Here is a 13,580-nt window from a genome sequence, read left to right on the forward strand (position 1 = left end):
CGCCCTACCCCCGATGCGCTAATCGGATTCCCTTTTTTCAGACGAGTTTCGCCATGTTCGAACGCAGCCGTTTTACGATCGACCAGATCGACCCCGAGGTCTTTGCCGCCATCCAGAAGGAAAACCAGCGTCAGGAAGATCACATCGAGCTGATCGCTTCCGAAAACTACACGTCGCCGGCCGTGATGGCCGCGCAGGGTTCGCAGCTGACCAACAAGTACGCCGAGGGCTACCCCGGCAAGCGCTACTACGGCGGTTGCGAATATGTCGACATGGTCGAGCAGCTGGCCATTGACCGCGTCAAGCAGCTGTTCGGCGCCGACGCCGCCAACGTGCAGCCCAACTCGGGCTCGCAGGCCAACCAGGGCGTGTTCTTCGCCATGCTCAAGCCGGGCGACACCATCATGGGCATGAGCCTGGCCGAAGGCGGCCACCTGACCCACGGCATGGCGCTGAACATGAGCGGCAAGTGGTTCAACGTGGTCAGCTACGGCCTGAACGCCCAGGAAGACATCGACTACGACGCGCTGGAAAAGCTGGCGCAAGAGAAGAAGCCCAAGCTGATCATCGCCGGTGCCTCGGCCTTCGCACTGCGCATCGACTTCGAGCGCATCAGCAAGGTCGCGAAGTCGATCGGCGCTTACTTCATGGTCGACATGGCCCACTACGCCGGCCTGATCGCCGCCGGCGTCTACCCGAACCCGGTGCCGCACGCCGACTTCGTCACCACCACCACGCACAAGAGCCTGCGCGGCCCGCGCGGCGGCGTGATCCTGATGAAGGCCGAGCACGAGAAGGCAATCAACTCGGCGATCTTCCCCGGCATCCAGGGCGGCCCGCTGATGCACGTGATCGCTGGCAAGGCGGTGGCGTTCAAGGAAGCGCTGACCCCCGAGTTCAAGGAATACCAGCAGCAAGTGGTGAAGAATGCCGCCGTGCTGGCCGAGACCCTGATCGCGCGCGGCCTGCGCATCGTCTCGGGCCGCACCGAAAGCCACGTGATGCTGGTCGACCTGCGCGCCAAGAACATCACCGGCAAGGAAGCCGAGCGCATCCTGGGCGAGGCGCATATCACCGTCAACAAGAACGCCATCCCCAACGATCCGGAAAAGCCGTTCGTGACCTCGGGCATCCGCCTGGGCTCGCCGGCCATGACCACGCGCGGCTTCAAGGAAGAAGAAGCCCGCGTCGTCGGCAACCTGATCGCCGATGTGCTGGACAACCCGCACGACGCCGCGAACATCGCCAGCGTGCGCGAGCAGGTGGCCGCCCTGACCAAGCGTTTCCCGGTCTACGGCTGATGCATCAAGGCCGCCCCCGCATGTCGTGGGGGCGGCCGGCAGCCCCGCAAGCCACGCCTTCATCCGGCGCCCGGCTTGCGGGCCTGGCCAACCCGCCCCCGCCACCGCAGAACGACAACACGGACAAGGCGACGGGGTTCAACTGAAGGTGGTCGGCATGAAATGTCCCTTTTGCGGTCATTCCAATACCCAGGTACTCGACACGCGCATGTCGGAAGACGGCGATGCCGTGCGCCGGCGCCGCCGCTGCGAGGCCTGCGATCGCCGCTTCACCACCTATGAGCGGATCGAGCTGTTCTTCCCCGCCATCGTCAAGAAAAACGGTTCGCGCGTGGACTACACGCGCGCCAAGCTGAAGGATTCGATGCGCCTGGCGCTGCGCAAGCGCCCGGTCTCGGCCGAGGCCATCGATGAAGCCATCACCCGCATCGAAGAAAAGCTGCTGTCGCTGGGCGAGAAGGAAATCCCCAGCAGCCAGGTCGGCGAACTGGTGATGCGCGAGCTGCGCAAGCTCGACAAGATTGCCTATATCCGCTTTGCTTCGGTGTACCGGAGCTTCGAGGATGTGTCGGAGTTCTCCGACGTGCTCGCGGAAGTGACCGCGGGCAACAGCAAGCGCTAGCCTCTCCCCCTCGCTCTCTTATCGCTCCCAGCAGTTCTGCAGGTACACGGCCGGGTTGGCCCCGACCGTGTTCAGCCGCGCGCCCGTCTGGTCGAGCAGGTAGATGCCGCACGCGTCCGCCGCATCCACCGGTACCGCCTGCAGCCAGTAGCCGTTTGCCGTCAGCGTATTGGCCACGATCGAGATGTTGTAGCGCACCCGGTTGCTGTCACGCGGCGAAGTCCGCAGTGCCGCCGGCAGCGCGAACGCCACGCCGGCCGGGGTCTGGTCATAGCGGCCGTTGACCGAGCGGAAGCGCTCGAGCTGCTGCGCCGCCTCGGTCATCATGCCGCGCGCATCGGTGCGGTAGCCGCGCCGCACATACTCGGTGTAGTTGGGGATGGCGACCGAGGCGATGATGCCCAGGATCACCACCGTCACCATCAGCTCGATCAGCGTCACGCCGCGCATGTCGCGGCGGTTGCGGAAGCGGTTCGTCATTGGGATATCTGCCTCCACGACAGCCGGTTGCGGGCGATATTGCCTTTCTCCACCACGCTGATCACATCGCCGGTGGTGGCACTGGCGACCTTGAGGTGGTCGCTGCTGCCACCGCCCCCGGTGAAGATGGTCGAACCGAAATTGCCCTGCTGCGCGATACCGGACACCACCAGCACCTTATTGTTGATCTTCAGGCTGTCGTCACCGTCGATCTTGCCGTCGCTGCTTACGTCGAGCACAGAGTACGTCAGCGCCCCGCCGGTCAGCGCGGCAAAGTCGAACAGGTTGGAGCTGATGCCACCCACGCATTCATCGGTGGACGGTGTCAGCGTGGTGACCACCAGCCGTTCCGCATCCATCTTGGGCTTTACCACCACGCGCTCGCCCTGGGCCAGCAGGTCGATATACCAGCCGCGCTGCGTGGTGTAGTCGACGGTGTTGCTGCTGAGCGTGAATACCGTGCGCGCTGCCCCGTCCACCATCATCGAGCCGGTGGCCAGCGCCTGCGCGCGCAGGTTGCCGCGCGTGGCCGACGAGACATTGTTGTCCCACACGCCGTAGACCGAGTTGTAGCCGGTGGCGGCGGTGTCGGCGGCATCGTAGAAGCGGCCGGTGCCGAAGGTCAGCAGGAAGCCCTTGTTCGGGTCCTTGGGATTGATCAGCGCGGTCGGTGCCGCCGTGATCGGCTGGGCCACGTTGGACGCGCTCACCGCGGTGAACAGCGGCGCGCCCTGCGTGGTACCCATGCGCGCAGCCCATGCCGACGGGTTGGCGCCGGACAGGTCGAACTTCCACAGCCGGCCCTTCAGGTCGCCGGCATAGACGGCCTGGATGGTCAGGTTGTCGTCATAGACCACTTCCGGGCTGCTCAGGCCGTTGCCGTTGCCGGTAGCCGTGGTTTCCTTGGCATCGGCATAGATCTTCTGGATGCCGCCGGTGGCGAATGGGTTCGCCAGGTCGACGATATAAAGCACGGCCTTGCCAGAGCTGCTCTCATAGCCGTTGCCGAAGATCGCCACCCACTTGCCGCTGTTGACGCGCCCGATCACCGGCGTGCCGATGGTGTAGCCCAGGTCGGCCTCGGTATCGCCGGCGATCTCCCACATGACCTTCTTCTCGTCGAAGTTCGCCGGGTCGGTCACGTCGAGTGCGAACATGCCCTTGCCTCCTGCCCCCATGCCGCCCACCAGCACCGTGCGCCAGCTGGCCGTACTTCCGGAGCCGCTGGGGATAAAGACATCGCCGGCGCTCGGCGTGGCATCGACGAAGAAGCGGTGGACATAGTCCGGCGAGGCCAGCGCCTTGACCGAGTTGGTGCCGACGATCGCCTGGTTGGGCAGGTAGGCGAACTTCTCGACGCCGGTCAGCGCATCGAAGCCGTGCAGCATGCCGTCGTTGGCGCCGACATAGATCATCGGCCTGCGGTTGGTGCGGTTGTTGGCGAGGAAGGAGAAGTAGCTGCCGCCGCCGTCTGCCTTCAGGTAGTCGTAGCCGGCGTCCGCCGCCTTCACGTAGATCGGCGAGGAGTTGACGATATCGCCCAGCACGTTGGACACCGCGCTGCCGCTGCCGTTGTCGGTCACGCGGTCGCGGTATTTGCCGCCGTTGCGCTTCTCCAGCGTGGTATCGCCGCGCAGGTAGGAGACGATGGCCTTGTCGCCGCCCAGCGCGGTCTTCTGCGCGGTGGACAGCGAAGCATCGCTGTCGCTGGCCCAGGTGAAGGGCTTGCCGACGGGAGCGGTGCCGCCCGGCGACCATGTATAGATTTTGCGCGACGCGGCAGCGGGCATCTTCTGGTACGCGTTCCAGTTCTGGATCGAAAAGGTGCGATCGGTCGCGTTAAAGCTCTGCGACAGCAGCTCGCCGGTCCAGGCCCCGGAGCGGAAGCGCGTCAGGAACAGCGCGGTATCGGTGTTCAGCGTGGTCGAGTTGGTCGCGGCCGATGACGACGAGCCGCTGCGCGAGGCGATCTGCGTCAGTGCGTTGTTCAGCGCCTCGGCAAGGCCGGTAGTATCGCCGGCGCTGTAGTTGTCGCCGCGCGTGTTGACCGCCGCGTGCCAGAGGTCATCGATCTTGGTCTGGTCGCTGCTGGACGCCTTGGGCCAGGAAATCGTGCCCGCCTTCAGCTTGGCCAGGATGGCATCAAGCACGTCACTGCGCGAGGCATTGGGGTTGCTCGGCTGGTTGTTCGGATCCGACTCCAGCGACCCCTTGACGCCGAGCCCCAGCGTGAACGTGACCAGGTGCTGCCAGAAGGCTTCGTCGCGGGCATTGGTCGGCACGCGGTTCTCGGTCGTGCGCAGGTCATTGACCCAGTACTTCATCGCCGCGTCGGCGAGCGTGTTGGAGTAGTCGTCCTTGTACGGCGTCACCGGCTGGTATTGGTAAGCCGTGCCCGACACCGGCGAAATCTTCGATCCCTTGTTGTTATCGATATTGCCGACCGAGGTGCTGTCCGAATAGTAACCATCGGTCGACAAGATGTGGTAGCTGGCGCGGCAGGCGCTTTCCTTGGTGCTACCGGGCTCAGTCCACGGCTGGGCGTTGTTCTGGAAGTACTTGCCTACAGTCTCCATCCCACCGAGCAGCGGCGTGCCGTTGGCGCTGATGCCCAGGCTGTAGAAGTCCTGGTAGAACTGGGGCTTGTTGGTGGTATCGAAGGGCGCCACCGCGCGGCGGATGCCGGCGTAGGTCGAAGTACCCGACTCGGTGTCGTCGTTGATGGAGGTAAAGCCCACGCGGATGGCTTCGTTCTGCCCCGCGAACGCCTGCCCTACCGCGGCGCGCATGGCCAGGATGCGCGAGCGGTAGTACTGGAACCAGTTGGCGAAGTTCTGGATTTCCTCTGCGTAGGTGCAGCTTGTCGCCGCTGCGCAGTCCGTGCGCTTGCCGTTGTGCGGGAAGGTGAATCCGGACTTGACCTCGTAGCGCTTGAAGCAATCCAGGTCCGACGTGGTCTTGTTGCAGTTGCTGAGCGTCGGATCGTATCGGTAGTAGAGCGCGGGGTAGAAAGTGACTCCTTTTTTTGAATAGCTCTTCCCGTCATTGCTGAGCCAGTATGTCTCTACCGTCTTGTCGCTGGTCAGGTCGATCGAGCCCTTGCCCGTCAGCATCGGGTTGTAATACGCCTGCTTCGGGTCGGCGTTGACCAGCTTGTTGGCCGGATCGAACCACGGGCGGTAGGTGACGTCGGGGTTGTAGTAGGAAACGTTCAGCGTCGCCGTCCGATATCGCGCTGCCGCAAGCGAGCTGCTGCTGAAGTTCACTACCGAGGCCTTTCTGCCGGAGTAGTAACTGCCATTGCCCGAATAGACACGGCCGCCGGATGGCAACGGGAAGGTATAAATCAGCCAGTTGTCGTCATCACCGCTCGGCGTCAGGTCCCATTTCGATTCCGTTCCATTCGGCGACAGACTCTCCGGCGTGATTTCGAACATCATCGAGCCCGAGTCATCCAGCGTGAACATCACGTTCGGCGCCACCGACGTGCTGAAGATCAGCGGCTGCTGCGAAATCGCGGCATGGCCGGCCGATACCGGCAGCATCGCTGTCGCGCATGCCACCGTGGCCGCGACGGACCGGCGGAACCCTTTGCTGAAGACTGTCATTGCCGTACCTCCGACTGGAGCGTGACCTGCGTGCCGGCGTTGATGCCGGTACCCAGGGCAGTGACGCGGTAGTGGATATTGATCGGCATGCCGGTCTGCGTATTCCTGACCTTGGACGGCTTGCGGATCTCTTCGATAAAGCAGCGCGGCGCCGCCGCGGCTTCGCGCAGGGTCACGCCATCGCTGGCGGGAATGACGATGACGTTGGTATTGGGCTCGGCGTTCACGCTGGTATCCCAGTTGGACGGCACCTCCCAGAACTGGCGGCCGTTGGCATCGAGGTAGCCGAGCTTGAGCTGGCCGGCGCTGTCGACCGGCGGGGTTGCCGCGTTGACGATGGCACTCATGTCCTTGCGGTACATGCGGTTGAACAGCGCCGCCGGTTGCCCGGTGACCACCACCCCCTCGCAGAAGCGCAGCCCCAGTTCCGCCGCCTGGAACGCCACCTGGTGGTCGCGGTTGTTCCCCGCCAGGCGTTCGTCGAACAGGCTGCCGCGCATGCTCCAGACCGTCAGCATCGAGACGATCACGATGATCACCAGCGCCACCACCAGCACCACGCCGCGCGCATGGCGCCGCGCATGTAGTGGCGGGTGCTTCCGGATTGCGTTCTTCCTCATTCAGCCCACCCGGTTACGCAGCGCGAAGCTGCTGGTAAAGCGCCGGCGTACGCGGCCGTCGGCGACGTTCTGGACGTTGTCGCCGCAGTCGCGGAAGCTGGTCGCCACGTCCGCGTTGACGGCGCTGGGATCGCTCACCAGCAGGCACACGCGCACGCTGACCACGCGGTTCCAGTCTGCCGCCGCCAGCGCGCTGGCCGGCTGGTACTGCGTCACGTTGACCGAGTCGGCATCCTGCGCCAGGCCGTAGGTAATCTGCAGGTCCTGCACGTTTTCAAGGATGGCCTCGGAGCGCGACGCCGCCATGGTGGCGCCGTCCGAGCCGCGGCACATCAGCGTCGAGCCCGCAAGGTAAAAGGCGTTCTCCGCCGTGCCGCGCGCTACCGGGATGGCGCGGCCGTTGCAGTCGGTCATGCTCGACAGCGAGCCGTCCAGGCGCAGGTAGCGCACGGTGACGGCATCGGGATTTGCATTCGCCACGGCAATGCAGGCACCGGTGTTGACATCCGCCATGCCGCCGTCGCATCCCTGCACCGGCGCGCCGTCAAAGGTCACCGGCCGCGCGCTCAGCAGCGACAGGTCGACCCGGCCAAGACCGGCCAGGCGCAACTGGTCGCCCATTACCGACAGCGCCCAGCGCGCGCCGTCATCGATGCTGCGCAGGCCTTCCTGCGTGCGCGTGCTGCGCTGCGTGGTCAGGTAGAACGCGGTGATCGAGCCCAGCAGCAACAGGCTGAGCACCAGCGCGATCATGATCTCGATCAGCGAGCGCCCGCGGCTGCGACGGATCAGGGCCGAAGGGTGACGGTAGCGCATGTGACTCCCCTGGTATCAAACCCGGCCAGCGTGGCGAAATAGTTGTTCGCGGCCTGCGAGCAGTCCGCCGCGGCAGCCGTGGAGGCCGGATCCTTCCAGTAGAGCTCGAGGCGGTAGCTGACAAAGCCGGCCGGAATGGTGCCCGCGGGCGCCGCCGCGGCAGGCGAAGTCCATGAAGCGACTCCGGCGCCGGGCAGTTGCGCGATCAGCATTGCCCACCATTGCGACACGTCCCAAGCGGCGTATTCCGCGCCGTCGCAAGTGACCCGGCTGCAGTCCTTGGCCGGCGCCGCGGGCGGCTGCACGGCCAGCGCATCGAGGTAGGCGTTCGCGCCCTCGGGAACGCCCTCGGCCAGGGCCGAGGTATTGGCGCGGATGCGCTCGGACAGGTCGGTCGCCGCGTCGACGATGGTGTAGCGCACGCTGGCACCGGAGCGGTAGCGTAGCGACGCCGCCTGCAGCGACATCATGCCGATCAGCACGATCGCAACCAGCACCATCGTGATCAGCACCTCGATCAGGCTGGTGCCGGACTGGCGTCGCTTGTAGCGTGGGATCAACTGCATGTCGCAGTCCTCTGATCCACCCGCCCCGATTGCGACACGCAGACATTGCGTGCGAGGCGATCCGAGCCGGACGCCGCAACGTGGAACGCCAGCGCGTTGCCTGCGGACAGGAAGCCTCGCGACGTGATCTGGATCGCCTGCACCGGCGCCGCCAGGGACAGCGCCAGGCCGGCATTGCCCGCATCCCGCACGCGGATGATCTCCTCGGTCGCGGCGCGGATCTGGTCGTTGTCGGTGTCCTGGAACAGGATCCAGCGCCCGCCCCAGTCCGCCTGCGCATCCTGCGCACAGACCGTGCTGGTGGCCGTGGTGGCGCGGCAGATGGTCACCGGCGCGTTGCGGCGGATGGCTTCGCTGCGCGCCAGTGAGAACAGGCCGGCCACCTCGGCGGTAGCCGCATCGGTGCGCGCGCGCTCCAGGAAGCTCTGAAAAGAAGGCACGGCGAACGACGTCGTGATGGCGATCAGCGCCACCACGACCAGCAGTTCGATCAGCGTGAAGCCCGCCGAAGGCTTTCGGCCGGCCCCGGGTGAAGCACGCACGCCATCAATGCCCGCATCCTGCCAGCGGCCATACAACGACGAGCGCCCTCCACACCCGGCGCGGCGGGTGCGAAATGGGCTGCCCATGTCAGCGCAACCGGCGACTGACTGGCGAACCGTCCTGCAAAAACCTCGGAATGACCCTGCTCATGATGACCCCCGGAATAACCGTTCTGGCGTCGGGCGCCTCTCTGCGGAGGCGCGCCGTTGCCACACCCGACTGCTTCTTTTGATTTTTCAGCCTGTCCAGACCGGCCGGCACAAGCCCAGAAACTGTGAGCCAATTTCTGGCTGTGGCGATACCCCGCAATAGTGGGGAATTCACTATGCGGTGTCAATAGCACTTGGCAAGGGGACGATTCCCATTTTGTCGCCGGCTGACAACGATGCCGGTGGGCACCAGTGCCGATGCTTGCAGGCCCGCGTTCACCAAATTTCGCAGACTCATATCAGGCATCAACACTCCCGCGGCACCGGGATACCTGTATGTGCAGACGCGCCTGCCCGATGGCTGGCAACGCGGCTACCTGGTGCTGGCGGCGAGCGGGGAATCGCTGGGCCGTCTCCACGACGGCGCGCCACGGCTCCACTACGCCACGGGTCACAGCCTCGGCCTGGCGGGCACCCTGGCACTGACCCGCGACAGCGTGGCCGTCCGCCCGCCGGTGGCGGGCACGTCGGGGCGTGAGGCGCATGCGCTGGCGCTCTGGTCGGTGGACAGCAGCACAGCAGCCCGGCTTGCGCAAACCGTAGCCAGCCGGCGCACTGGCCGCCTGGCCTGGCGCGAACTGGTCGGTCCCGTGCAAGAGGCGCCGCCATGAACGCAACCAGGCCGCGCGGCAACGCCATGCCGCAGCGGGGTGTCTCCCTGATCGAACTGCTGGTCGTGCTCACCGTGCTGGGGATCCTGGCAACCCTGGCCATACCGGCCTGGACCGAGCACCTGATGCGCGGCTGGCGCGCCCAGGCGCGGGCGGAACTGGCCGGCGCCCTCCTTGAGCTGGAACGGCATGCCGCAGTCGCTATGAGCTTCGCGACCCAGGCCGGCGGCGACGCCGTCGCGGGCGACTGGCCGCGCCTGGTGCCGGCGGCCGGCCGCGCTCGCCATGCCGTCTCTGCCGGCCCATGCCCGGCCACCAGCCTCGATGTCTGCGTCGAACTGCATGCCGCGCCGCTGTTCGCGGACCCGCGCTGCGGCGTGCTGATTCTGCGCAGCACCGGCCAGTGGCTGTCCCGGCCAAAGGCCGAAGACAGCCCCCGGCAGCTGCCGGCGGAGTGCTGAGGTGTGGATCCACGCCCCACCCGCCTGGGGCGGCCTGACGCTGGCCGAACTGCTGGTTGGCCTGGCCATCCTGTCCGTGCTGGCCGCGGCCGGCTGGCCAGCCTTCACCCGGCTGCTCGCCCGCCAGACCGTCGACCAGGCCGCCGACCGGCTGGCGGCGTCGCTGGCGCTGGCGCGCTCGATGGCGATGGCACGGCGCGTCGAAGTGGCGCTTCAGCCGCTGGACGGACGGTAGGACCTGGACCAGGGCTGGCAGGTGGTGGCGGCAAGCGAGGCCGGAGGGGCCGGGGCGGCCGCGACCGTCCTGTCAGTGGTCGAGCTCGCCGCGCCATGCCTGCGGGTTGCGCTGCGGCAGACCGCACGTGGCAGCCACGCGGTGCGCTTCACAGCTGTGGGATACTCACGGTCGGAGCAGGGCGGCTTCCAGGCTGCCACCTTCTCGCTCAGTTGTCGCGGCGCGCAGCGCCAGGTCCGTCTTGGCGCACAGGGACGCATCCGGCTCTGCACGCCGGCGCGCGACAGCGATTGCGACGCAGCGGACGGCCCGGAGCCGCCGTGACCCTGGAAAGACACCCTCCGATCGACAGCAAACCGGCCAAGAGCTACAGGCGCAATGTTTTCCGATACCGACCACGCCGCCATGCAACAGGCCCTCGCGCTCGCCGCGCGGGGCATGTTCACCACCACGCCCAATCCGCGCGTCGGCTGTGTGCTGGTCAAGGGTGGCCAGGTCATCGGCCAGGGCTATACCCAGCCTGCTGGCCAGGACCATGCCGAGATCCAGGCAATGAAGGATGCGCTGTCGCGCGGCCTCGACCCCTCCGGCGCCACCGCCTATGTCACGCTCGAGCCGTGCAGCCATTTCGGGCGCACGCCGCCGTGCGCCGATTCGCTGGTGCGCGCGGGCGTGGCCCGCGTGGTGGCGGCGATGGAAGATCCCAACCCGTCGGTGTCGGGGCGCGGCCTGCAGCGGCTGCGCGATGCCGGCATCGACGTGCGCTGCGGCCTGCTGGAAAAGGAAGCGCGCGACCTGAACATCGGCTTTGTCTCGCGCATGACGCGCGGGCTGCCGTGGGTGCGCGTCAAGGTGGCCGCGTCGATGGACGGCGGCACCGCGCTGCACGACGGCACCAGCCAGTGGATCACCGGCAAGGCCGCGCGCGACGACGGCCATGCCTGGCGCGCGCGCGCCTGCGCCATCCTGACCGGCATCGGCACGGTGCGCGACGACAACCCGGCGCTGACCGTGCGCGCCATTGCCACGCCGCGCCAGCCGCAGCGGGTGCTGGTCGATTCGCGCCTGGAGGTGCCGCTCGACGCGCAGATCCTGGCACCCGACACCGGCGAGTTCGCCAAGCCGGTGCTGGTGTTCTGCGCGGTGGAAGACCGCGAACGCCAGCGGGCGCTGACCGCGCGCGGCGCCGAAGTGGTGGTGCTGCCCAATCCCCACGGCAAGGTCGAGCTGCGCAAGATGCTGGAAGAACTCGGCCGGCGCGGCATCAACGAATTGCACGTGGAAGCCGGCTTCAAGCTCAACGGCTCGCTCGTGCGCGAGCACTGTGCCGACGAGCTGCTGATCTACCTAGCGCCCAAGCTGCTGGGCGACGCCCAGGGCATGTTCAACCTGCCGCCGCTGGCGCGGCTGCAGGACGCAGCCCAGTTCCGCTGGCACGAGATCCGGCAGATCGGCGACGACCTGCGGCTGATCGCGCGGCGCAACGATGCGTGAGGCGTTGCATCGGACTGCGCCTATCCACCAGATACCCAAGATTCACGAAAGCAGAAGACACCATCATGTTTACAGGCATTGTCGCGGCGGTCGGCCGCATTGAATCCGTTACCCCACTGGGCGCCGCCGATGCCGGCGTGCGCCTGCGCATCGCCGCCGGGGGGCTGGACCTGTCGGATGTGATCATCGGCGACAGCATCGCTATCCAGGGCGCCTGCATGACGGTGATCGCCATGGGCCCCGACAGCTTCGACGTGGAGGTTTCGCGTGAATCGCTCGACAAGACCGTCGGGCTGGGGGGCGCCGGCCGCGTCAACCTGGAAAAGGCGCTGCGCCTGGCCGACCGCCTGGGCGGCCACCTGGTCTCGGGGCACGTCGACGGCCTGGGCGAAGTCGTGCACTTCGCGCCAGTAGGCGAATCGCATGAACTGCGCATCCGCGCGCCGCGCGAGTTGGCGCGCTACCTGGCCTACAAGGGCTCGGTGGTGGTCAACGGCGTGTCGCTGACGGTCAACCGCGTCAGCGATGAAGCCGACGGCTGCGTGTTTTCCATCAACCTGATCCCCCACACCGTGGAAGTGACCACGCTTCAGGAGCTCAAGCCGGGCGCGCGCGTGAACCTGGAGATCGACCTGATCGCCCGGTACGTGGAGCGGATGCTGTCGGCAGGCCAGGCCGCGTCGTAAGCGGCCAGGGCAGCGAAGAACGGCGGCGGTTACTTGCCTTCGTCCGGCACGTTGTACAACGCGCGCAGCTGGTCAGTGAACGGGCGGATCGCTTCGACACAGGCCGCACTGTTGCCGCCTTCCATCGTTGAGAGGCTCCAGTTGCAGCCGCTGGCGTCTGGCGCGTGGCAGACCACATCGCCAAAGCAGGTGCCCTCGCAGGCCGGGATCTTCGCCTGCTCGGCGCGCACCATGGCGCGGATTTCGGCCTTGTTCTTGATCTGCCTCGAAATGGTTGCTTCCGACATGCGTGCCTCCCTTGGTTATGCAAAGCCTGGGGGCGCGGTCAGGCTGGCGCCCTGATTCGAAGAACGTCGCGCCGATATCTGTTCGGGCGGATCCGGGACAGGCGTCGTTCCCTTTTGCCCTGAGCATACGCTGCCAGCCCGCCTCTGTGGCGATTAACTTCCCTACCGCCCGGCAAAGGACCCTTGCGCACGCTGAGGAATCTCCACCGTCGGCAGCAGCGGGGTGCGCAATACGGGGCCTGTGCTCCTTTGTTGTAAGTGTGCTGGGTTCGTGGCCCGCCCGGGCCTACACTGCTTAGGCAGCGCTGTCAGGACATGTATGCTCCCAGGCGCTCGCAACTCGTTTCCGGGCTTCCCCCTCGACAACGTCTTAGGACCGGTGACTCCTGAAGTCACTCACGGGGATTTCCGGAACCTCCATGCAAGCTGCCCTGCCGCGTCTCCCGTTCGCCCGCGAACTGACGCTTACGCCGTCGTTTTCGTTTGCCGGCGACCTCGCTGGAGAACTGGTCAGGTTCCCGCCCACCGCCCTGCGCAAGCCGATCGCCGCGTTGATCCGCACCATCTTCGGCGGCCTGGCCCGACCGTGGAGGCAGGCGCCGGGATGGCGCGCGGATTCGGATGCCCTGCTGATCCTCGGCCATGGGACCCGGATGCGCGCCCTGAGCTGGGCGCAGTGGCATCCCGACCACCATCGTGCCGCCCCGCTGCCCGCACCCGCCGGCCGGCCCGGCAACCACCCTTGAAGGAGGCACCGTGCCAGTTCACCCGACCAAGATCATTTACCGGATGGTTCCGGCCATGCGCCTGCTGCGCGGCCGGCACCAGGCCGCCCGGGGACACACCAGCGCGGGCCTGGTCCGGCTGACCGCCACGCGCCTGCACCGTGCCGTCACGCTGCTGATCGACTGGGATAGCGCCGTCGACCAGGGCTGGCCCCGGCTGCAGACACCATCCTTGCCATTACCCAGGCAATTCCGGCGTCCCGGTACCAGGCGCTACGCCGGCTTTCCGTGGTTCAACGGCAAGCTCAACTGACCC

Annotated in this window: 16 protein-coding genes; 9 read left to right on the top strand and 7 right to left on the bottom strand. The window is 66.6% G+C overall.

What is annotated here, in order from left to right:
- Positions 1-53 precede the first annotated feature (53 nt).
- Positions 54-1,301 carry a serine hydroxymethyltransferase gene (gene glyA / locus ABNX08_RS16600; protein WP_349607125.1) on the top strand — a complete coding sequence of 416 codons (1,248 nt, stop codon included), beginning with the start codon at positions 54-56 and terminating at the stop codon, positions 1,299-1,301.
- 157 nt (positions 1,302-1,458) lie between these two features.
- Positions 1,459-1,923 (top strand): transcriptional regulator NrdR, encoded by a 465-nt coding sequence (gene nrdR, locus ABNX08_RS16605; protein WP_022536207.1) that lies wholly within the window; start codon positions 1,459-1,461, stop codon positions 1,921-1,923.
- A gap of 18 nt (positions 1,924-1,941) precedes the next feature.
- Here nrdR and ABNX08_RS16610 read toward each other — a convergent pair whose 3' ends face one another.
- From ABNX08_RS16610 to ABNX08_RS16635, 6 genes are read right to left on the bottom strand one after another with little or no spacing between them, the layout of a single operon-like run.
- Positions 1,942-2,403, bottom strand: coding sequence for a type IV pilin protein (locus tag ABNX08_RS16610; RefSeq protein ID WP_022536208.1), 462 nt, complete (start codon positions 2,401-2,403; stop codon positions 1,942-1,944).
- The gene (locus tag ABNX08_RS16615) at positions 2,400-6,011 is read right to left on the bottom strand and encodes a PilC/PilY family type IV pilus protein (protein ID WP_349607124.1); all 3,612 of its coding nucleotides are present in this window, start codon (positions 6,009-6,011) and stop codon (positions 2,400-2,402) included. The genes ABNX08_RS16610 and ABNX08_RS16615 overlap by 4 nt, the downstream gene beginning before the upstream one ends.
- Complete coding sequence (locus tag ABNX08_RS16620; RefSeq protein WP_349607123.1) at positions 6,008-6,631, bottom strand: pilus assembly protein; 624 nt, start codon at positions 6,629-6,631, stop codon at positions 6,008-6,010. The genes ABNX08_RS16615 and ABNX08_RS16620 overlap by 4 nt, the downstream gene beginning before the upstream one ends.
- Complete coding sequence (locus tag ABNX08_RS16625) at positions 6,632-7,447, bottom strand: PilW family protein (RefSeq protein ID WP_349607122.1); 816 nt, start codon at positions 7,445-7,447, stop codon at positions 6,632-6,634. It abuts the gene before it with no gap.
- Positions 7,420-8,013 carry a type IV pilus modification protein PilV gene (gene pilV / locus ABNX08_RS16630; RefSeq protein ID WP_349607121.1) on the bottom strand — a complete coding sequence of 198 codons (594 nt, stop codon included), beginning with the start codon at positions 8,011-8,013 and terminating at the stop codon, positions 7,420-7,422. Before pilV ends, ABNX08_RS16625 begins: the two co-directional genes overlap by 28 nt.
- Positions 8,004-8,555 carry a GspH/FimT family pseudopilin gene (locus ABNX08_RS16635; protein ID WP_349607120.1) on the bottom strand — a complete coding sequence of 184 codons (552 nt, stop codon included), beginning with the start codon at positions 8,553-8,555 and terminating at the stop codon, positions 8,004-8,006. Before ABNX08_RS16635 ends, pilV begins: the two co-directional genes overlap by 10 nt.
- Positions 8,556-8,941: 386 nt before the next feature.
- Between ABNX08_RS16635 and ABNX08_RS16640 the strand changes: the two genes are divergently transcribed.
- The 5 genes from ABNX08_RS16640 to ABNX08_RS16660 all read left to right on the top strand — a co-directional run bounded on the left by ABNX08_RS16640 (position 8,942) and on the right by ABNX08_RS16660 (position 12,252).
- Positions 8,942-9,376 (top strand): hypothetical protein, encoded by a 435-nt coding sequence (locus ABNX08_RS16640; protein WP_349607119.1) that lies wholly within the window; start codon positions 8,942-8,944, stop codon positions 9,374-9,376.
- Positions 9,373-9,837: a prepilin-type N-terminal cleavage/methylation domain-containing protein gene (locus tag ABNX08_RS16645; RefSeq protein WP_022536215.1), complete on the top strand. Its 465-nt coding sequence runs from the start codon at positions 9,373-9,375 to the stop codon at positions 9,835-9,837. The genes ABNX08_RS16640 and ABNX08_RS16645 overlap by 4 nt, the downstream gene beginning before the upstream one ends.
- 1 nt (position 9,838) lies before the next feature.
- Complete coding sequence (locus ABNX08_RS16650) at positions 9,839-10,072, top strand: Tfp pilus assembly protein FimT/FimU (RefSeq protein WP_022536216.1); 234 nt, start codon at positions 9,839-9,841, stop codon at positions 10,070-10,072.
- A 378-nt stretch (positions 10,073-10,450) separates the two neighbouring features.
- The gene (ribD, locus tag ABNX08_RS16655; protein ID WP_022536217.1) at positions 10,451-11,566 is read left to right on the top strand and encodes a bifunctional diaminohydroxyphosphoribosylaminopyrimidine deaminase/5-amino-6-(5-phosphoribosylamino)uracil reductase RibD; all 1,116 of its coding nucleotides are present in this window, start codon (positions 10,451-10,453) and stop codon (positions 11,564-11,566) included.
- 65 nt (positions 11,567-11,631) lie between these two features.
- Positions 11,632-12,252 carry a riboflavin synthase gene (locus ABNX08_RS16660; RefSeq protein ID WP_022536218.1) on the top strand — a complete coding sequence of 207 codons (621 nt, stop codon included), beginning with the start codon at positions 11,632-11,634 and terminating at the stop codon, positions 12,250-12,252.
- A gap of 29 nt (positions 12,253-12,281) precedes the next feature.
- Here the strand turns inward: ABNX08_RS16660 and ABNX08_RS16665 are convergent, their stop codons facing one another.
- Complete coding sequence (locus tag ABNX08_RS16665; RefSeq protein WP_041681567.1) at positions 12,282-12,524, bottom strand: hypothetical protein; 243 nt, start codon at positions 12,522-12,524, stop codon at positions 12,282-12,284.
- 434 nt (positions 12,525-12,958) lie between these two features.
- Between ABNX08_RS16665 and ABNX08_RS16670 the strand changes: the two genes are divergently transcribed.
- Complete coding sequence (locus ABNX08_RS16670) at positions 12,959-13,285, top strand: hypothetical protein (RefSeq protein ID WP_022536220.1); 327 nt, start codon at positions 12,959-12,961, stop codon at positions 13,283-13,285.
- A gap of 10 nt (positions 13,286-13,295) precedes the next feature.
- On the top strand, positions 13,296-13,577 hold the full coding sequence (locus ABNX08_RS16675; protein WP_022536221.1) for a hypothetical protein: 282 nt from the start codon (positions 13,296-13,298) through the stop codon (positions 13,575-13,577).
- Positions 13,578-13,580: the final 3 nt, after the last annotated feature.

Source organism: Cupriavidus sp. DF5525 (genome assembly GCF_040149425.2).
Lineage (GTDB): Bacteria > Pseudomonadota > Gammaproteobacteria > Burkholderiales > Burkholderiaceae > Cupriavidus > Cupriavidus pickettii_A.